Here is a 19114-nt window from a genome sequence, read left to right on the forward strand (position 1 = left end):
GGTCAGTCCTTCGCCGGAACCCGGGCGTCGTCGGCCCCGGCCTCGGTGTAGAGCGGATGTTCGGGCAGTTCGTCGACCGTCGTTCCCGAACGGAAGTTGCGCAGCGCGGTCAAGGCGATCCAGACGAAGGGCAGCACACCGCCGACGATCAGGATGATGTCACCGGGCATCCGCAGCCACTCGATCACTGCATTGCCGGGTTTGGTGATGTAGCCCAGCGACCGTGCCTCGAAGTAGCCGTCGTTGACCGAGTGGTACAGCTGCAGCACACCAAGCGGTAGCAAGGTGACGAACACCATCCACGCCAGGCCGATGTTCATGCACCAGAACGAGATTCGCGCCAGCTTCTCCGGCCACTTGTCGGCCGGGATCACGTAGCGGAACGCGAACATGGCCAGGCCGACGGCGAGCATGCCGTACACGCCCATCATCGCCGCGTGCCCGTGGTTGGCCGTAAGCGCCGTGCCGATCTGGTAGTAGGACACCACCGGCAGGTTGATCAGGAATCCGAAGATGCCCGCGCCCAGGAAGTTCCAAAAGCCCACGGCGACAAGGAACATCACCGCCCAGCGGTGGGGGAACGGGTTGGCGTCACCGGACTGCTGGCGCGCACCCAGCTGCAGGAACGCCCACGCCTCGACGGTCAGGAAGGTCAGCGGGATGACCTCTGCGGCCGAGAAGAACGCGCCCAGCGCCATGTGCTCCACCGGGGTGCCGGAGAAGTACAGGTGGTGCATGGTGCCGATGACGCCGCCGGCGGAATACAGGATGACGTCGAGGAAGATCACGCCGAGCGCGATGCGTTCCCGCACCACGCCGAGCAACACGAACATGTACGCCACCATCACGGTCGTGAACAGCTCGAGGAAGTCCTCCACCCACAGGTGCACCACCCAGAACCGCCAGAAGTCCGCGACGGTGTAATGCGTGCCGCTGCCGGCCAGCAACCCGACGGCGTAGAACACGGGAATGGCCAAGCCGGAGAAGAAGAACAGCCAGGGCATGTTCATCTTCGACTCGCCCTTGAGCCGGGCTCGCATGCCCCGCCAGATGATCGCGATCCACACGAACATCCCGATGATCAGCAGGATTTGCCACAACCGCGGCAGGTCGAGATATTCCCACTGCTGGGAGAGCGGTCCGCCCGCGGGGATCACGCCGTAGATCGAGAGCGCCTCGGTAATCAGCGAGCCGAACACCACCACGGCGACCGCACCCAGCAGCACGTAGGCCAGCAGCGCCTGACGTTTGGGCTCACGGCGCGCGATGAACGGCACCAGGAAGATGCCGCCGGCCAGAAATGCCGCCGCGGTCCAGAACAGCGCCAGCTGCAGATGCCAGGTGCGGGCGAGGTTGTAGGGCAGCACGCGGGCCAGGTCCAGGCCGAAGAACGTCGCCAAATCGGCGCGGTAGTGCTCGGCGGCCGCGCCCAACAGCGTCTGCGCCAAAAACAGCACCGACACGACCGCGAAGAACCAGATGCAGGCCCGCTGCGCCGGGGTCAGGCTCACGCTGCCGGGCTGGCGGAACGACAGCGTGGTCGCTTCGGCGCTGTGCCAGCCGACCTTCTGGCTCCACCGCCCGTAGACGCCGAACATCACGCCGATGCCGCCCAGCAAGGCGATCAGCGACAGCGCCGACCACACGATCACCGCCGCGGTCGGGCCGTTGTCGACGCGCTTTTCGGCCGGCCAGTTGTTGGTGTAGGTGTAATTGTGGCCGGGGCGTTCGGCCGCGGCCGCCCATGCCGTCCACGCGAAGAACGCTGTCAGCTGGCGGATTTGAGTCTTGTCGGTGATCAGGTGCGGCAGCAGGCCGTATTTGGTGGAGTTCTCACCGAAGTAGGCCGCGTACTCGTCTTGGATGTGCCCGAACGCGGTGGCCTGGAGACCGGTGAAGACCAGCGTCTTGTCCGCGGCGTTGTACCGGTTGGTCCGGAACTCGGTCACCACCCGATCGTGCGTGTCGGTCACGCCTTGGGCCCGCAGCTGATTGGCGACGTCGTCGGTTGCCCTGCGCAGGTATTCGGCCGTGTAGTCCGGACCCAGGTAGGCGCCGTGGCCGAGCACCGACCCGTACTCCATCAACCCGCGAGCCTGGTACAGCTCCTGGCCTTTCGTGATGTCGTCGGCGGTGAACAGCACCTGGCCCGTCTCGGTTACCACCTTGTCGGGCATCGGCATCGACGCCGTGTAGGTCCGGTAGGCCAGGATGCCCATCACGAGGAACCCGAAGATCATCACCAGGGCGACACCCTGGATCCAGCCCTTCCCGATCAGCGGTTGAGTAGACGGCTGATCGAATTGTTGCGCGGTGGACAACGGCTCAGCGGCCATCTGGCGAACTCCCATCTACTAAACGTGGAGAGGCGACGTCATAGCCATCCAACCGTGTCCGGTGGGGTCGCGACAGTACTTGTGCGAAGGATAGGGACCAACGGCCCCCGGTTGAGGACCGAATGCCCAGCTTCAGCCGTGCCCGATGCGCAGGAGTTCGGCCAGGTTCGGCAGCTTGACGCGGGGACGTCCGTGCGGCTCGCCGGCCGCGCGCTCGTGGCGGTCGATGACCTGCCAGTGGGCGGACGTCACCAGCTTCGGTTGGCGCGACGCCAGCCAGTCGGCCACCCTGTCGGCGTGGTCAGCGGGGACGTCCGCGAGTTCGGCCCGCTCTTTAACGCGGGCCAGGTCGTCCAACAACGTGTCGACGGTGTCCTGGGAGTCCTTCTTATTGGTGCCGATCACACCGGTCGGCCCGCGCTTGATCCACCCGACGACGTATTCATTGCGGCTGCCCTCTACCCGCCCGCCGGTGTTGGGGATGGTCGCGCTCTTGTGGTCGAACGGCAGCCCCGGGGTGGGCACACCGCGGTAGCCGACCGATCGCACGACCAATTGGGCCGGCAGTTCCTCGCGTTCGCCGGTGTCCTTGGCCGCCACCCACCCGCTCTCGTCGCTGACCAGTTCGTTGCGGCCCAGCACGATGCTTTCCACTTTGCCGTCGCCCTTGATCTCGATCGGAGAAGTCAAGAACCGGAAGACGATTCTGCGGTGCCCGGGCCGCGGTGCGCGCTGGGCGTAGTCGCGCAGCACCTTGATGTTCTGCTTTGTCGTCTTGCCCGCCGCGGCCGCGTCCTCGTCTGTGATGCTCTCGAATTGCGCCGGGTCGACGATCACGTCCACCCCTTCGAGGTCGGCCAGCTCGCGCAGCTCCAGCGTCGTGAACGCCGCCTGCAGCGGCCCGCGCCGGCCGATGATCACCACTTCGTCCACACCGCACGGGCGCAGCGACTGCAACGCGTGGTCGGCGATGTCGGTGCGCGCCAGTTCGTCGGGGTCGGTCACCAGGATGCGCGCGACGTCCAGCGCCACGTTGCCGTTGCCGACGACCACCGCCCGGGTGCCCGACAGGTCCGGGGTGCATTGCTCGAAGTTGGGATGCGCGTTGTACCAGCCCACGAAGTCGACGGCGGCGACGCTGCCCGGCAGCTCCTCGCCGGGGATGTTCAGCGCGCGGTCGGACTGCGCCCCGACGGCGTAGATGACGGCGTCGTAGCGCTCGGCGAGTTCGGCGGCCTCGACGTGCTCACCCACCACCACGTTGCCGAAGAAACGAAACCGCGGGTCCTCGGCGGTCTTCTCGAACTGCTTGCTGATCGATTTGATCTTCGGGTGGTCGGGCGCCACGCCGGAGCGCACCAGCCCCCATGGTGTCGGCAGCATCTCGACCATGTCGACGGCCACGTCGACGTCCTCCGAGGCGTCGGCCGCCTTGAGCAACGACGACGCGGCGAAGAATCCCGACGGCCCGGAGCCGACGATAGCGACATGGTATGGGCGCATATGTGAGGCCTTCTGCTCGTGCCCGGCTGCGGCGCAAGGGGCTGTGGAGAAACTGGCCGCAGTCGCGCGGTGCACATGATGGTCTCCTGATGCTAATCGTTGACGCCCGTGACTTGCCGGTAGCCTTGTCGGCTGTGGAACCCGACCGTCAAGCCGATATCGCCGCCCTTGACTCCACCCTGACCACGGTGGAGCGGGTGCTCGATGTGGACGGTCTGCGCACCCGCATCCAGAAGCTGGAGCAGGAGGCCTCCGATCCCAAGCTGTGGGACGACCAGACCCGCGCCCAGCGGGTGACCAGCGAGTTATCCCACACCCAGGGCGAGCTGCGCCGCATCGAGGAGTTGCGGCAGCGCCTCGACGACCTGCCGGTGCTCTACGAGCTGGCGGTCGAGGAGAACGAAGAGGACGCGCTGGCCGAGGCCGACGCCGAACTCAAGTCGCTGCGCGCCGATATAGAGGCCACCGAGGTGCGCACGCTGCTGTCGGGTGAGTACGACGAGCGCGAGGCGCTGGTCACCATCCGTTCGGGGGCAGGCGGGGTGGACGCCGCCGACTGGGCCGAGATGCTGATGCGGATGTACATCCGCTGGGCCGAGCAGCACAAGTATCCGGTCGAGCTGTTCGACACCTCCTACGCCGAGGAGGCGGGCATCAAGAGCGCCACCTTCGCGGTGCACGCCCCCTTCGCCTACGGCACGTTGTCCGTCGAGCAGGGCACCCACCGGCTGGTGCGGATCAGCCCGTTCGACAACCAGAGCCGGCGCCAGACGTCGTTCGCCGAAGTCGAGGTGCTGCCGGTGGTGGAGACCACCGACCACATCGACATTCCCGAAGGCGACGTGCGCGTGGACGTCTACCGGTCCAGCGGACCCGGGGGGCAGTCGGTGAACACCACCGACTCCGCGGTGCGTTTGACCCACATCCCGACGGGTATTGTCGTGACTTGTCAGAACGAAAAATCGCAACTGCAGAACAAGATCTCGGCGATGCGGGTGCTTCAGGCAAAGTTGTTGGAGCGCAAGCGATCAGAAGAGCGCGCCGAGCTTGACGCGTTGAAGGGCGAGGGCGGCAGCTCCTGGGGCAACCAGATGCGCTCGTACGTGCTGCACCCGTATCAGATGGTCAAGGATTTGCGAACCGAGTACGAGGTCGGCAACCCGGCCGCCGTTCTGGACGGAGACATCGACGGGTTCCTGGAAGCGGGGATCCGGTGGCGCAACCGAAAAGATGACGATTAATACGAACCTGATGGCCGCCGCAGCGGCGTCACCGGCGCGGCGCTGGGGGGACTTCTGGCACGGCCAGATCGGTGAATGGATCATCACCCGGGGCCTGCGGATCGCGATGGTGTTGATCGCCGCGGTGCTGGCGGCACGTTTCGTCAACTGGGTGGCCGACCAGGTGACCCGGCAGCTCGACGTGGGTTTCGCCGAAAGCGACGCGTTGGTGCGCTCGGAGGCGACCAAGCATCGCCAGGCCGTGGCGTCGGTGATCTCGTGGGTGTCAATCGTGATCATCGGGATCTGGGTCATGCTGCAGATCGCCGACATCCTGCGGTTTTCGGTGGGTGGCCTGATCGCGCCGGCCACGGTGGTCGGCGCGGCGCTGGGTTTCGGTGCTCAGCAGCTGGTGAAGGACCTGCTGTCCGGCTTCTTCATCCTCGTCGAGAAGCAGTACGGCTTCGGGGATTTGGTGACCTTGACCATCGTCAGCGCGACGGAGGCCAGCGGCACGGTCGAGAACGTGACGCTGCGGGTGACCCGGCTGCGCTCGCCGGACGGCGAGGTGCTGACCATCCCAAATGGCCAGATCGTCAAGGTCGTCAACCTCTCGAAGGACTGGGCACGCGCGGTGGTGGACATTCCGGTGTCGACCAGCGCCGACCTCAACCGGGTCAACGAGGTCTTGCACCAGGAATGCGAACGCGCGATGGACAACCCGGTGCTCGGGGAGTTGCTGTTGGATGCCCCCACCGTGATGGGCGTGGAAAGCATCCAGGTCGACACCGTCACCCTGCGCATGGTGGCCCGCACGCTGCCCGGTAAGCAGTTCGAGGTCGGCCGCCAGCTGCGGGTGCTGGTCATCCGGGCGCTGGCCCGTGTCGGGATCGTGACCGCGGCCGACGCGACGGTCGGCATCGTCGACGACGCCGCGCTGCCCGCGACCGAGACGGCCGAGAAGGCCGGCGGCACGGTGCGGCAGTCGTGAAATTCACGCTGAACATCTTCGAAAAGCGCAGCGACGAGCAGCGACGAGGCTGGAGCCACCTGTTCGGCGGGCGTGTGCGCACGTCGACCTTCGTGCTGATCGTCGCGTTTTTCGCGGTCTGGTGGCTCTACGACACCTATCGCCCGGAACCGGCTCCCAAGCCGCCGGCCCAGCAGGTGGTGCCGCCGGGCTTTGTGCCCGACCCCAACTACACCTGGGTGCCGCGCAGCCGGGTGCAGCAGCCTCCGGCGACACCCAGCTTCACCCCGACCCCGACCACCACCATCCCGCCGAGCAGCACGCCGCCGCTCACGACCACCACGACCACGCCGCCACCGTTTGAGCTGCCGAAGCCCCCGTGCCTGTTGCCGCCGCCCTTCTGTCCGCCGAGTACCAGCGCCGCACCGGCACCGACTTCGCCGCCGCAGCTACCGCAACCCGGCCCCGGTCCGGCGCCGACTTCGCAGCCCCCGGCCAGCTGACTTCGCTTACCAGCGAAATTCACCGCTACACTGGCGTGCCGTGATGATCACCCTGGACAAGGTCAGCAAGAAGTACAAAGCGTCGGCACGGCCGGCGCTGGATGACATCAACGTCAAAATCGACAAGGGTGAATTCGTCTTCCTGATCGGGCCCTCGGGATCGGGAAAATCGACGTTCATGCGGCTGCTGCTGGCGGAGGAGACGCCCAACACGGGCGACATCCGGGTGTCGAAGTTTCACGTCAACAAGCTGCCAGGACGCCACGTGCCCAAGCTGCGTCAGGTGCTCGGCTGCGTCTTCCAGGACTTCCGCCTGCTGCAGCAAAAAACTGTCTACGAGAACGTCGCCTTCGCCCTGGAGGTCATCGGCAAGCGCCGCGACGCGATCAACCGGGTGGTGCCCGAGGTGCTCGATACGGTCGGCCTGTCCGGCAAGGCCAACCGGCTGCCGCACGAGTTGTCGGGTGGTGAGCAGCAACGGGTCGCTATCGCCCGCGCGTTCGTCAACCGGCCGCTGGTGCTGCTTGCCGACGAGCCCACCGGCAACCTCGACCCCGACACCAGTAAGGACATCATGGATTTGTTGGAGCGGATCAACCGCACCGGCACGACGGTGCTGATGGCCACGCACGACCACCACATCGTCGACTCGATGCGGCAGCGGGTCGTCGAGTTGTCGCTGGGCCGGCTGGTTCGCGACGAGCAGCGCGGCGTCTACGGAATGGATCGCTAAGTGCGCTTCGGCTTCCTGTTCAACGAGGTCCTGACCGGTCTTCGTCGCAACGTGACCATGACGGCGGCGATGATCCTGACCACCGCGATTTCGATCGGGCTGTTCGGCGGCGGCCTGCTGGTCGTTCGCCTGGCCGAGCACTCCCGGGCCATCTATCTCGACCGCGTCGAGACGCAGGTCTTCCTGACCGAGGACGTCTCGGCCAACGACCCGTCCTGCAGCACCAACCCGTGCAAGGCGCTGCGAGAACGGATCGAAAAGCGCGACGACGTGAAATCGGTGCGGTTCCTCAACCGCGAGAACGCCTACAACGACGCCATCCGGAAGTTCCCGCAGTACAAGGACGTCGCCGGGAAGGATTCATTCCCAGCGTCTTTCATTGTCAAGCTAAATAACCCCGAGCAGCACAAGGACTTTGACACCGCGATGCAGGGGCAGCCCGGCGTGTTGTCCGTGCTCAACCAGAAAGACCTGATCGACCGGCTGTTCGCGGTCCTGGACGGCTTGAGCAACGTCGCGTTCGCCGTCGCCCTGGTGCAGGCCGTCGGCGCGATCCTGTTGATTGCCAACATGGTCCAGGTCGCGGCGTATACGCGGCGCACGGAGATCGGGATCATGCGTCTGGTCGGGGCCAGCCGCTGGTATACCCAGCTGCCGTTCCTGGTGGAGGCGATGGTCGCCGCGGTTGTCGGTGTGGCCATCGCGGTGGCCGGGCTAATCCTTGTGCGGGCAACGTTTTTGGACAACGCGCTCAACCAGTTCTACCAAGCCAACCTGATCGCCCGGGTCGACTACGCCGACATCATCTACATCTCGCCGATCCTGTTCCTGCTCGGCGTGTCGATGGCGGCGCTTACCGCCTACGTGACCCTGCGCCTCTACGTGCGGCGGTAGCTGTGCCCAAAGACTCGAGCCGGACCAAGGCGGCGGGTGACAAGCGTGGCAGCAAACGAATCGTGGCCACCAATCGCAAAGCGCGGCACAACTATTCGATTATCGAGCTTTTCGAGGCAGGCGTGTCATTGCAGGGCACCGAGGTGAAGAGCCTGCGGGAGGGACAAGCGTCGTTGGCCGACGCGTTCGCAACCGTGGACGACGGCGAAGTGTGGTTGCGTAACCTGCATATTCCGGAGTATCAGCACGGTAGCTGGACCAACCATGAGCCACGTCGCAATCGAAAGTTGTTGTTACATAGGCAACAAATCGACAGACTGGTCGGCAAGATCCGTGATGGTAACCTCGCCCTCGTGCCATTGTCTCTGTATTTCTCCGAAGGAAAGGTCAAGGTCGAGCTCGCTCTTGCGCGCGGCAAGCGGGCGTACGACAAGCGCCAGGACGTGGCTCGCCGGGATGCCCAACGCGAGGTGCACCGTGAACTCGGGCGCCGAGCTAAGGGCATGAACTGATTGGGGCCGCTTACGCCCAGCTGTCCGCCGTTACGTACGGTGTCAGCGATTTCGTGGGCGGTGTAGCCGCTCGACGGGTGCCGGCACTGCGGGTGATGCTCGTGGCGTACCCGATCGAGACGATCCTGCTCGGCGCGATGGCGTTCGTCGTGGGCGGGCCGATCACCCTCGGCGCGATCTTTTGGGGCTGTCTGTACGGCGTCGGCATGGCGTTCGGCATGTGGGCGTTCTTCGCGGCGCTGGGCGCGGGCCCGATCTCGGTGGTCTCACCCCTGGCGGCCGTCCTCAACGCCGCCGTGCCGGTCGCCGTCGGCGTGGCGCTGGGGGAGCGGCCGGGCCAGGCCGCCTCGGTGGGCGTCGTGCTGGCGCTGGTTGCGGTCACGCTGGTCAGTCGTGAGGCCACCGCCGAGGGCACCACTCCGTACCGATTCACGCCGAAGGTGGCGTGGCTGACGGTCGTGGCGGGCTCGGCGATGGGCCTGAACCTGGTGTTCCTGCATCAGGCGCCGCACGCCTGCAAGCTGTGGCCGCTGGTGTTCGCCCGGCTGTCGGCCACCGCGGTGGTGGTCATCATGGCCGCATTCAGCAACAACGTGCGGCTGCCGCACGGCAAGCCGCTGAAGCTGGCCATGGGCGTGGCCCTGCTGGACGTCGGCGCCAACGTGACCATGCTGTTGGCGCTGCACACCTGGCTGCTGTCGCTGGCCAGCATCCTGATCTCGCTGTATCCGGCGGCCACCGTCGTCTTGGCGATGGTGGTGCTGCGCGAGCGGGTGAGCCGCTGGCAGGGGGTCGGCATGGTGATGGCCATGGGTTCCGTGGCGATGATCGCCGCGAGCTAGCCGCCCGGCCTAGGATCCGTCCATGGCCGATCGCCCTCTCACCCTGCTGGACAAATCCGACGTCCTGTCCGGGCTGTTCGCGGTGTGGGACTCCCTCGACGCGCTGCTGGACGAGCTACCCGAAAGCGGCTGGCGGACGGCCAGCCCGCTGCCGGGATGGGACGTCAAGGCCGTGGTAGCGCACATGGTCGGAACGGAGTCGTTCCTGGCCGGCATCGCCGCGCCCGAACCGGACGTCGACGTCAGGTCCCTTGAACATGTGCGCAACGACATCGGCGCGATGAACGAATGCTGGGTGCGCCATCTCAGCGGGGAAGCGGGCGCCGAGGTGCTCGAGCGTTTTCGCGCGGTGACCACCAATCGGCGCGCGGCCCTGGCGGGAATGTCCGAGGGCGACTGGAACGCGGTGACGCCGACGCCGGTGGGCCCGGAAAGCTACGGGCGGTTCATGCGGGTACGGGTGTTCGACTGCTGGATGCACGAGCAGGACATCCGCGATGCGGTGGCGCGGCCGTCGTCCGAGGGCTCGCTGCGCGGCCCCGCGTCCGAACTGTCCCTCGACGAGGTCACGTCCACCATGGGGTACGTGGTGGGCAAGCTCGCCAAGGTGCCCGACGGGTCGCGCATTCTGTTCGAGCTGACCGGCCCGCTGGCCCGCAGCGTCCGCGTCAACGTGGACGGCCGCGCCCGGCTGGTCGACGACTTCGACGGCGACGAACCGACGGCGACGATCCGGATGGACGGGCTGCAGTTCACGCGGCTTTCCGGCGGTCGACCGATGAGCGCCGCGCGCTCGCAGGACATCGAGCTTGACGGCGACAAAAGCGTCGCCAACCAGGTCATCGAGCACCTGAATTTCGTGATCTGACAGCCTCTTTCGCGGCGATTTAAATCACAGTGCGCGACATATGTGTATCCGCGCGGGCCGATTGGGTAGCCGAACACGTACGGGCGCACCTCGCGCCGACACCCGAATCGTCAACCCCAGGAGGGCCGACAGTTATGACTGCACCCGACACCACTCGTCTGCTCGCGCAACTGCGCACGCTGCTCGATCTGACCAACACCGAGATCCAGGTCGCGGAAACCCGCGTCGCCCAGGCGCGCACCGAGGCCGTGCGCCGCGAACTCTCGCAGAACGCCGCGAACGGCCGCAAGCGGGCCGACTCGCTCGAGGCCGCGATCCGCAAGCTGGGCGGTTACCCCGACGTCATCGGCCCCTTCCTTGGCCGCGCCGCCGCGGCGGTCAAGGCGCTCACCGAGCAGGCGCAACCGTTCGACGAGGCGCTGCTGGGCGACCTCGCGCTCGAGGACCAGCTGCTCGACCGCGCCCGTTACGCCAAGGCGCTGGCCGTCGCCGCCCGACGCCAGGACGTCGTTAACCTTGCCGACCGCCTGATCGACGCCCATTCGGCCACCGTGGACTGGCTCACGACCGTGCTGGCCGAGGACGCGCTCGGGGGACCGGCCGCGCTGCGCCGCACGCCGCTGCAGGCGGCCGCCGGGACCGCGGTCAAGCTGGTCAACCTGCCGGCCGCGTGGTCGGCGCGCGGGGTCGACCGGACCGTTGAGGCGCTGCGCTCGGCGGGCCCGGCGTTCAACGACCTCGTCAAGCGGGGCGGCAATGCGGGCGAAATCGCGGCCAAGGCGCTGTCCGCGTCCCAGAGTGCCGCCCTCAAGGCGGCCGAGCGGGTCACCCGTTCCGAGGGAGCCGACGACGCCGCGGACGCCCTGCACGCCGGTCGCACCGCCGCGGGGGTCCTGGATGCCAAGGAACTGCCCATCCGCAAGTACGACGACCTGAACGTCAACGAGGCCGTGGATGCGATCAAGAAGCTGACGGCTCCCAATGACGTTCGCGCGATCATCGCCTACGAGGAGGCGCACAAGAATCGTCAGCGCATCGTCTCCGCCGCGCAGACGCGCGTCGCGGCCATCGCGCAGGACGTCGTCGGCATCAAGTAAGCCAACCAGCGCCGTTCTCGGCAACCGGATACCCCCTGACGTCGCCAGACCGGGGGGTATCCGGCTTTGGTGGGAACTTAATTGCGTTGCCGCGTGTTGATAGCCGGGTACCATGGAATGTCCTGCCGACAGTCGGCGGGGATGCTCGAAGAACACAAGACAAGGGGCTGAACGGTTTCGACTTCGCGCATCGAATCAAGGGAAGCGTGCCGGTGCAGGCAAGAGACCACCGTAAGCGTCGTTGCAACCATATAAGCGCCGATTCACATCAGCGCGACTACGCTCTCGCTGCCTAAGCGACAGCTAGTCCGTCAGACCGGGAACGCCCTCGACCCGGAGCCTGGCGTCAGCTAGAGGGATCCACCGGTGAGTTCGGTCGCGGGGCTCATCGGGACATACACAGCGACTGGGATCGTCATCCTGGCTGGTTCGCGTGACCGGGAGATCCGAGTAGAGACATAGCGAACTGCGCACGGAGAAGTCTTGAGGGAATGCCGTAGGACCCGGGTTCGATTCCCGGCAGCTCCACAACTAGAAATGCTTACCGCTCATCGAGGACGGTAGGCATCGGCGTGGCTGAATACGCCGACCACGGTGACTCGCCGCAGTTCGTCATCAATTCGGTAGATCACGCGGTAGGTGCCGCGACGAGCGCTGAAGCGATCATGCAACGGTGGTCGGAGCTGCTTGCCAACTCTGCGCGGATTATCGAGTAGCGGACCGATGATGAACTCGTAGGCAGCGAACGCCACTGCTTCCGGAAGTTGCTCGGCTAATTGACTTTTCGCCGTCGGCGCAATTTGGAGTTCGTATCGACCGCGGGTCACGGCCTGGCTCGGCGTGCTTGCATCGCCGCAGTGAGGCTGTCTTGGTCCTCCCCCTCCCCGAGGGATAGCTCAGCATCGGCCTCGCCAAGAGCGCGAAGCGTTGCTGAGTCGGAGAGCACCGCAATGGTTTCCTCGAGTGACTCCAGGTCGTCGACGGCGAGCAGTACCGCGGTGGGTCGGCCGTGCACCGTGACGGTGATGCGCTCGTGCTGTTCGCCGACGCGGGCGACCAATTCCGACAGATGCGCCTTTGCCTCGGCGAGGGAGCTGACTTCGGGCATAGTCATAAGTATGACCAGACTGGCGGGCGACGTCCAGCGAAGCCACAATTACCTCGCGCTAGCGATGATGCGGCGGTTGCTCGTCGCGGAGCGGCTCTCGTCTAAACGACGCGCGTACCTGCTCCTCATCGCCATACGTCTCCGAGTTCTTCGTGAGGCACTCGCGTCGCGGCTTTGACGCGGCCACGGGGCATCGTTGCGGCGAGGCCGCCGACTGCGCTCTCGCCCTGCCGGGGCTGCGGATGCGCGGCCCGCTCCTCAGCGACACGGCTTAGTCGAGGTCAACTCGCTTCTGCAGCGAATCGCTGAGAACCTGTCCCTATCAACGGTCTTACGTACTATCTGCATGTCGGCTTCGCGTCATCGGCGTCACTTCGTGGCGTCGAGAATGAAGTCCCTGCGGAGTTCGAGCAGCACCCTGTCGGCGGTGAGCAGTCGCAATCCGGCACGGTCAGCCTGGGCAACGAGGAGCCGATCGAACGGGTCGTGCCGCGTCAATTCGGGATAGTCGTGGATCGCTTCGGCATGCTCGGCAGTGATGTTCAGCAGTAGGAGACCCTGTCCGGTTAGGACTGCGGACAGTGGGGTCGGCACCGAGAGCTTGCCGAGCATAGTCTTGATGGTCAATTCCCAGACGGTCGCAGCGGAGACATGGACACCGCGCGCCGAACTAATGATCGTGCGAGCCTCTGGGCCGAGTCGTGGGCTGTCATCGAGCAGCCATAGGAGGGTCTGGCTGTCAAGAAGCAGCATCGCCGTGGTGTTGCGCGCCGTAGAACATCTCCTGAATCTCCGCATCGACGTCGAAGGACGAGTCGTCGTAGGTGAGCTGGCCCCGCAGTCCGCCGAATGTGACATCGACGGCTTGATGGGGCACCAGATCCGCGATCGGCTTGCCGGCCTTCGAGATGACCACACGCTCTCCGCCCGCGACCCTCTCGAGGAGTCGAGAGAGGTGCGTCTTCGCCTCGTGGATGTTCACGTTTACTGTCACCGCTCGATGGTAGAACCCTAGACTTAGTTTGGTCTAGTCTACTCGTTGATGCGGATCAGGTTCGCTACGCGTGAGGAAGCCGCAATTGCCTCGCGCTAGTGGTGATGCGGCGGTTGCTCGTCGCGGAGCCGGCTCTCGTCTAACGCGGCACGCGCCTGCTCCTCATCGCCGTACCCCTCCAAGTCCTCGGCCGTGACGTACTCGCGTCGCGGCTTTGGCGCGGGCCGTGGATGTGGGGGTTCGCTGGGCATGGCGCGATTGTCGCAAATGTCCTCTGTGGCCTGGTCGCTAGCGCATCCCAAATCTTTTACGCCGCCTACGCGCCGAGGAATCCTGAACGCCTTGGACGAGCTGATCGAGATCATTCGAGATGACCGGCCTGCCGCGCCCGACGCCTGGGTACGCCGTAGCACATTACTATGGTGAAGTGCTACACTCGCCGAGTGTCCAGCGGCGAGGTGAGTGTGCGCGAATTGCGAAACAACACGCGTTTCGTTCTGGATGCGCTGGAAGCCGGCTCGACGGTTTATTTGACGAGCCACGGTCGGCGCATCGCTGAGATCCGTCCGCTGCCGGCAGCGGCCGACGCTGACGTGCAGAGCTTGCTCGATGAGGTCAACCGTATGCCGGTCGTTGACTCGGGTGCGCAAGAGGAATTGGACCGAGACAAGCGTGCGTCGCTACAGGCGGAGCGTGAGCGTGAGTCGCGGCTGTGGCCCTGATTCTGGACACGTCGGCGGTGATTGGTTGGGTGGAGCGCCGCAACCAGAATGTCATCGCGGCGTTGGCTGCCACCGAGCGGCTGCCGGTTATCAGCATCGTCACACTTGGTGAGCTGTTTCAGGGCGTGGAGTCGGCGCGGCGCGCGAACGACGCTGGGAGGTTAGCGATTCGGCAGCGCACGCTGGGCTTGGCGCAGCGACGCTTGCCGCGGGTGGCCGTTGACGAGAGTGACGCAAAACTGTTCGGGAAACTGTCGGCGCTTCTGTCGCGGGGGGTGTCGCACAATGACCGCTGGATCGCCGCTGCGGCAATGCGGGCCAAACGGTCCTTGGTCACCGAGGACGCCGAATTGGCAGATGCTTTGGTTGCTTCCGGTATCGACATCACGGTCATTGCCTGTTGAACCGTCGAGCGGGTCGGTGAAGCGACCGGTGGTCGATGACCCTGGCGAGCACGTAACAGCCGCGCCACCGATTGGGCAGCAGCGGCCGGCGCGGGCGAGGTGCTCGTCTCGCGATCGTCGTCGATTTGGTGGCCGGGTTTTGGGTAGTGGCGGGTCAAGCCGTGCTAATCCGCTGCGGGCCGGTTCTGCCGCGCATCCCAAATCCTTTGGGTCTCCTCGTCGATCGATCGGTGGTGGATTTCCTGGAAGTTCCGTCCACCCCTACCGAATGTGGCGACGACGGCGGCCGGCACATCCTGTTCCGGCAGGGGCTTGGACAGCCACCGGCACGGTCTTACGTGCACCAAATCCACTGCCGCAGCGGCTTTGTCGGCGTCGTAGAAGTATGGCCCGGTGATGCGGCCCAGCCAGTACCACCCGTCGGTGTCGCGGGTCCACGCAAACGAGCCGTCGTCGACCTCGGCGAAACGCGCGACCCGGCGGTCAAGCCGTTCGCGTTCGGCCGGCCCATTCGTGTACTGCCCGAAGCCGCACACGCCGAGCCGGCGAGCGCGATCGATGGCGGGTTGTAACTCGACGGCATCGCTCCGGGAGCGCATCGGCGCGCGGTAAACGGCCATGAGAGACATCGTGCCCCGATTCCGGGCGGGCTGGCCTACGTCAGTAATCGAAGGTGATCGTCCCGACACCGCTGGGGCTGTTGCTGATGTACACCGGTCCGAGCGTGAAGGGGGTGAACCCGGTGTTCATCGCGACGTTGCCGGTGGCGGTCGGGCTGTTCGCCGCGGTCGTCGTGTACGAGTACAGCGGCGTCTGATTGTTGTCGGTGGAGATCGAGATGACCGTTCCCTCGGGCACCTTCCCGGACGTCTGGCCCGTGCCCAGGACGATTCCGGGGATGGTGCCGTGGTTGCCGCCGGAATCGAAAACCGAGGTCACCGTCCAGTACGGTCCGGCCGGGTCGTAGCCGCCGACCTGGACGTCCAGGGTGGTGATCGGCACTCCGGAAACCGAGGCGACGGGCGGTAGCGGGTTGGGACCGAATTGCAGGTAACCCTGCGGCTGGTTGATCAGCTCGCCCTCGCCGAGTTGACCCGGCAACGCCGTGGTCACGACGCTGCCGTGCCCGCCCACCGCGACCGCCCCGATGTTCGGCCCGATGCCCAAAATGCCCGCGGTCCCGGGGCCGAACGCCTGGCCCCCGAGGATCAGTGCCAGGCCCTGGACCGAGGTCGGGAATGGCAGGAGGCCGACCTGGACGTTGGTCGGTGCCGTGATCGCTCCGCCGCCGAAATCCACCGTGGTGTCGAACTGGGCGTAGACAATGCCCACCCCGTTGCCGTAGCGGATGACGTCGAACCCGGTGGGCAGGCCGAGGTGCTGTATTCCTATGTCCCAGAAGGGAACAACGAGGCCCGCGGATCCGGTGTCCAGCAGCACGGGCACATTCGGGCCGCCGTTGACCGAAACGTTGACGACGGGGAAGTTGCCGGATGTGTAGAGCGGGACGGTCGCGCTGACCGGTGAGCCGGCACCGACGGGCCCGTTGTTGCCGTACAGCCAGCCGCCGAGTCCGCCGGCCCCGCCGGCCGCGTTGGGGCCGCCGGCGCCGCCGGGCCCCCCGTTGCCGATCAGCCCCGCCGAACCGCCGGCGCCGCCGGGCATCCCGGTGGCGACGCCCGCGCCGCCCGCGCCGCCGTTGCCGTACAGCAATCCACCCGCGCCGCCAGGCTGCCCCGGACTGCCGGTGGCACCGTTGCCGATCAGCGGCCGCCCCAGCAGCACCTCGGTGGGCGTATTCACCACACCAAGCACGTCCTGGGCGAGGGTTTGCCACGCGGCGTTGACCGACTCCGCGGCCCGATACGCCGTCGCCCCCGAGCCCAGCGTCTGGACGAACCATTGATGAAACGCACTGGCCCGCACACTGAGCGCCTGGAACTCCTGAGCGTGGCCGGCAAATACCGCCGCGACGGCCACCGACACCTCGTCGGCGCCGGCGGCAACCAGCCCGCTGGTCGGGATGACAGCGGTGGCATTGCCCGCGTTCAGCTCCGCGCCGACGCTCTCCAAATCCGCTGTCGCCGAGGCCAACAGGTCGGGAGCCACGAGCAGCAGCGACACCTCGGGCTCCTCTGCGTGAATCGGCGTGACCGGTGTGGGGAAGCTTAACCGGATGCCGTCTGGGCGTGGCGAATTTCCGGAGCTACAGGGTGAGGGGCGCGCGCCGCCGAAACGACTTATGATCTCCGTGCGCAATGCAGGGGAGCGGATGGGGGCGCATCGTGGCCTATGAGTTGAGGGTCGATCCCGCCGCGCTGCACGCCGGCAGCGCGGACATGTTCAACGCGGTCGGTGAGGCCGCGATCAATTTCGTCAGCCACGAAGAAGGGCTGGCCGCGGCCGCGCCCGGGTGGGTCGGATCCTCGCGGCTGGCGTTGGCAGAGCTGACTGCTCGGTGGGAGATCCGGCACGACCAACACCAGGTGCAGGTCGGCGGATTGGGGTCGCACGTCGCCGAGGCGATGTTCGGCTATGTCACCAATGAGGACGACTCGGCGCGGGCTCTCAGGTCGGTACGGGGGTAGGAGTATCGGGTGGCGCCGTTGACCCCATACGACGTCAAGCGTTGGGATCTCAGCGCGATCCAGATGGTCTTCGAGACGGCCAACGGACGCGCTAATACCTTGCAGCACTTGGGGGAGAACCTGCAGCAGGTCCAGAACACTCTCAGCGACTGGCGTGGGGAGGCCGGGGAGGCGTTTCGCGCCGACGTGGGTAAGACGCGCCGCGACATCGAGGCCGACGGCCACGAGTCCAGGCAGGTGGCGGCGGCGGTCGCCCGCGCCGAGGCCGACGTGAGCGCGTGCAAACGCGAACTGGCAGACATCGAGCGGGTCGCCGACGCCAAGGGCTGGACCATCGCACCGGACTGGCGAATCGATTTGGGCGACACCTGGATTGGGCGCGATCCCATCGAGTTCGCCGCACAACAGCAGCTGCTGCAGGACCGGCTCATCATGCTGAAGGTGCGCGCCGATGCCGCCGACCACGAGCTGGCCGCCGCCATCCGCGGCGCCGTGGGCGAGGGCCCGCTGGCGGCCGCGGGACCGCCGGCAGGTGGTGCGCCGCCGCCGCAAGGCGCGCGCAACCCAGCTGGCGGGGGCAAACCCCGCACGTGGCAAGACATGCTGTTGCCCGAGGGCCCGGCAGATCCCGGGCCAGGTCGTGTGCCGGCCGGCGCCCCGCCGGTCCCCACGCAGGTTGCGGGAAAACCGCCGTCGCTGCAAGACCTCTTGACCGACGAGGATCCGCTGCCGGGCCAGCTGCCCGTTGGGCGCCCTGGCGCACCGCCGTATCGGCCGACGCCCGCGGACATCGCAAGCGCCAAAGCGCTGCTTCGCCCGATCATGCGCAGCGACGGTGTGCCGCCCGATCAGATCGAAGGGCGCATCGATGACCTGCTGAGCCAGATCCAACCGTGGCTCGACCACGGCATGCCTCACTACATACCGCCCGAGCCTCAAGAGGGCCCGCCGCCGCCGGGATTCGGTGACGGATTTCGGGACCGCTGGTTCGCTACCGAAGAGGGGATTCACAACCTCTTCGGAGTGGGCGGACCAAAAGCACCGGGCGTGCTCAAGTCGTGGGAGCAGATGGTGAAAGGCACCGTCGAGACGGCCCTGAATCCGGTCGGTGGGGCGGTCGGTGAAGTCAAAAACCTGCTGGACTCACCAAGCCCCGCCTACTACTTCGGCGGCAAGGCCGCCGACGGTGCCATCGCGCTGCCGGGCTTGCTGTTCGGTGGGGAAGGAGCGGCGGTTGAAGCGGGACTCGGCGACATGGGCGCCGGTGTGCTCGACACCGGCCCGGCGGTTTCGTCGCATGTCCCTATTGGCTTCGATCACCCTCCCACTTACCACTCGTGGGTGGAGGGCGCGGCGATGGACCTCAACTACTCGTACTTGCACGGCGGACCCACCGGAAGCCTGAGCCAACAACTCGCCGACATGTCGACGCACTACGTCGGTGAAAACCCAGGCCGAGTAGTGCTGGGCAGATTCGACGGTCAGGATGGTGGCTACATCGGCGAGGCTAGGAGCCATGGAGGGATCTACTACGACACCGGACCGGAACCGTGGGGTGCCCTCACTGGCGGGCTCAACGAGGCACAAACGCAGGTTCTTGCTTGGGCGCCGAATGAGGCGTACCTCCGCACACAGATGGAGAACCACATACCTCGGATCGAGTATCTGCTGCCGGACGGCTTCGACAGTGTTGATGAAGTCGCACGGGTACGTCGGGAATCCTTCTCGGCGTTCGAAATTAACTTCTTAGACCAAAATGGAGCGAAGTTCGGATATAGAAGGATCGGGAATGCCTGGGTGTACGAAGGTCAGTAACCGAC

21 protein-coding genes and 1 other RNA gene are annotated in these 19114 nt (G+C 66.1%); 14 read left to right on the plus strand and 8 right to left on the minus strand.

The genetic code is table 11. The features are described from left to right. Positions 1–2 precede the first annotated feature (2 nt). Together AC5Y43_RS05395 and AC5Y43_RS05400 are read right to left on the minus strand one after the other, a co-directional pair. Complete coding sequence (locus AC5Y43_RS05395) at positions 3–2336, minus strand: nitric-oxide reductase large subunit (RefSeq protein WP_499970459.1); 2334 nt, start codon at positions 2334–2336, stop codon at positions 3–5. Positions 2337–2468: 132 nt separating this feature from the next. Beyond that, complete coding sequence (locus AC5Y43_RS05400; protein WP_499970060.1) at positions 2469–3839, minus strand: FAD-dependent oxidoreductase; 1371 nt, start codon at positions 3837–3839, stop codon at positions 2469–2471. Positions 3840–3973: 134 nt separating this feature from the next. Between AC5Y43_RS05400 and prfB the strand changes: the two genes are divergently transcribed. The 10 genes from prfB (at position 3974) to ssrA (ending at position 12009) form a co-directional block, all read left to right on the plus strand. Next, positions 3974–5080 (plus strand): peptide chain release factor 2, encoded by a 1107-nt coding sequence (prfB, locus tag AC5Y43_RS05405; RefSeq protein ID WP_499970062.1) that lies wholly within the window; start codon positions 3974–3976, stop codon positions 5078–5080. Beyond that, positions 5070–6050, plus strand: a complete 981-nt coding sequence (locus AC5Y43_RS05410; protein ID WP_499970065.1) for a mechanosensitive ion channel family protein — start codon at positions 5070–5072, stop codon at positions 6048–6050. The genes prfB and AC5Y43_RS05410 overlap by 11 nt, the downstream gene beginning before the upstream one ends. Beyond that, on the plus strand, positions 6047–6532 hold the full coding sequence (locus AC5Y43_RS05415) for an Rv3103c family proline-rich protein (RefSeq protein WP_499970066.1): 486 nt from the start codon (positions 6047–6049) through the stop codon (positions 6530–6532). The genes AC5Y43_RS05410 and AC5Y43_RS05415 overlap by 4 nt, the downstream gene beginning before the upstream one ends. Before the next feature lie 43 nt (positions 6533–6575). Further along, complete coding sequence (gene ftsE, locus AC5Y43_RS05420; RefSeq protein WP_499970461.1) at positions 6576–7265, plus strand: cell division ATP-binding protein FtsE; 690 nt, start codon at positions 6576–6578, stop codon at positions 7263–7265. Further along, positions 7266–8159 (plus strand): permease-like cell division protein FtsX, encoded by an 894-nt coding sequence (gene ftsX / locus AC5Y43_RS05425; RefSeq protein WP_499970068.1) that lies wholly within the window; start codon positions 7266–7268, stop codon positions 8157–8159. A 2-nt stretch (positions 8160–8161) separates the two neighbouring features. Next, on the plus strand, positions 8162–8671 hold the full coding sequence (smpB, locus tag AC5Y43_RS05430) for an SsrA-binding protein SmpB (RefSeq protein ID WP_499970070.1): 510 nt from the start codon (positions 8162–8164) through the stop codon (positions 8669–8671). Continuing rightward, complete coding sequence (locus AC5Y43_RS05435) at positions 8668–9513, plus strand: EamA family transporter (protein WP_499970462.1); 846 nt, start codon at positions 8668–8670, stop codon at positions 9511–9513. Before smpB ends, AC5Y43_RS05435 begins: the two co-directional genes overlap by 4 nt. A 22-nt stretch (positions 9514–9535) precedes the next feature. Further along, positions 9536–10381, plus strand: a complete 846-nt coding sequence (locus AC5Y43_RS05440; protein WP_499970073.1) for a maleylpyruvate isomerase family mycothiol-dependent enzyme — start codon at positions 9536–9538, stop codon at positions 10379–10381. Positions 10382–10515: 134 nt separating this feature from the next. Then, entirely contained in the window at positions 10516–11478 is a 963-nt protein-coding gene (locus AC5Y43_RS05445) for a ferritin-like domain-containing protein (protein WP_499970077.1), read from the plus strand. 163 nt (positions 11479–11641) lie between these two features. After that, positions 11642–12009, plus strand: a transfer-messenger RNA (tmRNA) gene (gene ssrA / locus AC5Y43_RS05450). Between the two features lie 17 nt (positions 12010–12026). Here ssrA and AC5Y43_RS05455 read toward each other — a convergent pair. From AC5Y43_RS05455 to AC5Y43_RS05470, 4 genes are all read right to left on the minus strand, one after another. After that, a complete protein-coding gene (locus AC5Y43_RS05455) occupies positions 12027–12305 on the minus strand; it encodes a type II toxin-antitoxin system RelE family toxin (RefSeq protein WP_499970079.1) in 279 nt (92 codons plus the stop codon). Beyond that, positions 12302–12586 carry a type II toxin-antitoxin system Phd/YefM family antitoxin gene (locus AC5Y43_RS05460; RefSeq protein ID WP_499970081.1) on the minus strand — a complete coding sequence of 95 codons (285 nt, stop codon included), beginning with the start codon at positions 12584–12586 and terminating at the stop codon, positions 12302–12304. Before AC5Y43_RS05460 ends, AC5Y43_RS05455 begins: the two co-directional genes overlap by 4 nt. A 369-nt stretch (positions 12587–12955) precedes the next feature. Beyond that, entirely contained in the window at positions 12956–13339 is a 384-nt protein-coding gene (locus AC5Y43_RS05465) for a type II toxin-antitoxin system VapC family toxin (RefSeq protein ID WP_499970083.1), read from the minus strand. After that, positions 13326–13580: a type II toxin-antitoxin system Phd/YefM family antitoxin gene (locus tag AC5Y43_RS05470; RefSeq protein ID WP_499970085.1), complete on the minus strand. Its 255-nt coding sequence runs from the start codon at positions 13578–13580 to the stop codon at positions 13326–13328. Before AC5Y43_RS05470 ends, AC5Y43_RS05465 begins: the two co-directional genes overlap by 14 nt. Positions 13581–14023: 443 nt before the next feature. On the opposite strand from AC5Y43_RS05470, the gene AC5Y43_RS05475 reads away from it, so the two are divergent. Next, positions 14024–14302 (plus strand): type II toxin-antitoxin system Phd/YefM family antitoxin, encoded by a 279-nt coding sequence (locus AC5Y43_RS05475; RefSeq protein WP_499970087.1) that lies wholly within the window; start codon positions 14024–14026, stop codon positions 14300–14302. Then, on the plus strand, positions 14293–14706 hold the full coding sequence (locus tag AC5Y43_RS05480; protein ID WP_499970089.1) for a type II toxin-antitoxin system VapC family toxin: 414 nt from the start codon (positions 14293–14295) through the stop codon (positions 14704–14706). The genes AC5Y43_RS05475 and AC5Y43_RS05480 overlap by 10 nt, the downstream gene beginning before the upstream one ends. Before the next feature lie 164 nt (positions 14707–14870). Here the strand turns inward: AC5Y43_RS05480 and AC5Y43_RS05485 are convergent, their stop codons facing one another. Together AC5Y43_RS05485 and AC5Y43_RS05490 are read right to left on the minus strand one after the other, a co-directional pair. Then, positions 14871–15335, minus strand: coding sequence for a GAF domain-containing protein (locus AC5Y43_RS05485; protein WP_499970090.1), 465 nt, complete (start codon positions 15333–15335; stop codon positions 14871–14873). 31 nt (positions 15336–15366) lie between these two features. Further along, positions 15367–16830, minus strand: a complete 1464-nt coding sequence (locus AC5Y43_RS05490; protein ID WP_499970092.1) for a PecA family PE domain-processing aspartic protease — start codon at positions 16828–16830, stop codon at positions 15367–15369. Positions 16831–16991: 161 nt separating this feature from the next. Between AC5Y43_RS05490 and AC5Y43_RS05495 the strand changes: the two genes are divergently transcribed. Both AC5Y43_RS05495 and AC5Y43_RS05500 read left to right on the plus strand, forming a co-directional pair. Further along, entirely contained in the window at positions 16992–17294 is a 303-nt protein-coding gene (locus AC5Y43_RS05495; RefSeq protein ID WP_499970094.1) for an RNA 2'-phosphotransferase, read from the plus strand. 9 nt (positions 17295–17303) lie between these two features. After that, on the plus strand, positions 17304–19109 hold the full coding sequence (locus AC5Y43_RS05500) for a hypothetical protein (protein WP_499970096.1): 1806 nt from the start codon (positions 17304–17306) through the stop codon (positions 19107–19109). Positions 19110–19114: the final 5 nt, after the last annotated feature.

The organism is Mycobacterium sp. NGS57 (genome assembly GCF_059812405.1).

Coding starts and splice junctions, on each gene's coding strand:
- AC5Y43_RS05395 (WP_499970459.1), bottom strand. CDS start 2,336: ATGGCCGCTGAGCCGTTGTCCACCGCGCAACAATTCGATCAGCCGTCT.
- AC5Y43_RS05400 (WP_499970060.1), bottom strand. CDS start 3,839: ATGCGCCCATACCATGTCGCTATCGTCGGCTCCGGGCCGTCGGGATTC.
- AC5Y43_RS05410 (WP_499970065.1), top strand. CDS start 5,070: ATGACGATTAATACGAACCTGATGGCCGCCGCAGCGGCGTCACCGGCG.
- ftsE (WP_499970461.1), top strand. CDS start 6,576: ATGATCACCCTGGACAAGGTCAGCAAGAAGTACAAAGCGTCGGCACGG.
- AC5Y43_RS05440 (WP_499970073.1), top strand. CDS start 9,536: ATGGCCGATCGCCCTCTCACCCTGCTGGACAAATCCGACGTCCTGTCC.
- AC5Y43_RS05445 (WP_499970077.1), top strand. CDS start 10,516: ATGACTGCACCCGACACCACTCGTCTGCTCGCGCAACTGCGCACGCTG.
- AC5Y43_RS05460 (WP_499970081.1), bottom strand. CDS start 12,586: ATGCCCGAAGTCAGCTCCCTCGCCGAGGCAAAGGCGCATCTGTCGGAA.
- AC5Y43_RS05465 (WP_499970083.1), bottom strand. CDS start 13,339: ATGCTGCTTCTTGACAGCCAGACCCTCCTATGGCTGCTCGATGACAGC.
- AC5Y43_RS05485 (WP_499970090.1), bottom strand. CDS start 15,335: ATGTCTCTCATGGCCGTTTACCGCGCGCCGATGCGCTCCCGGAGCGAT.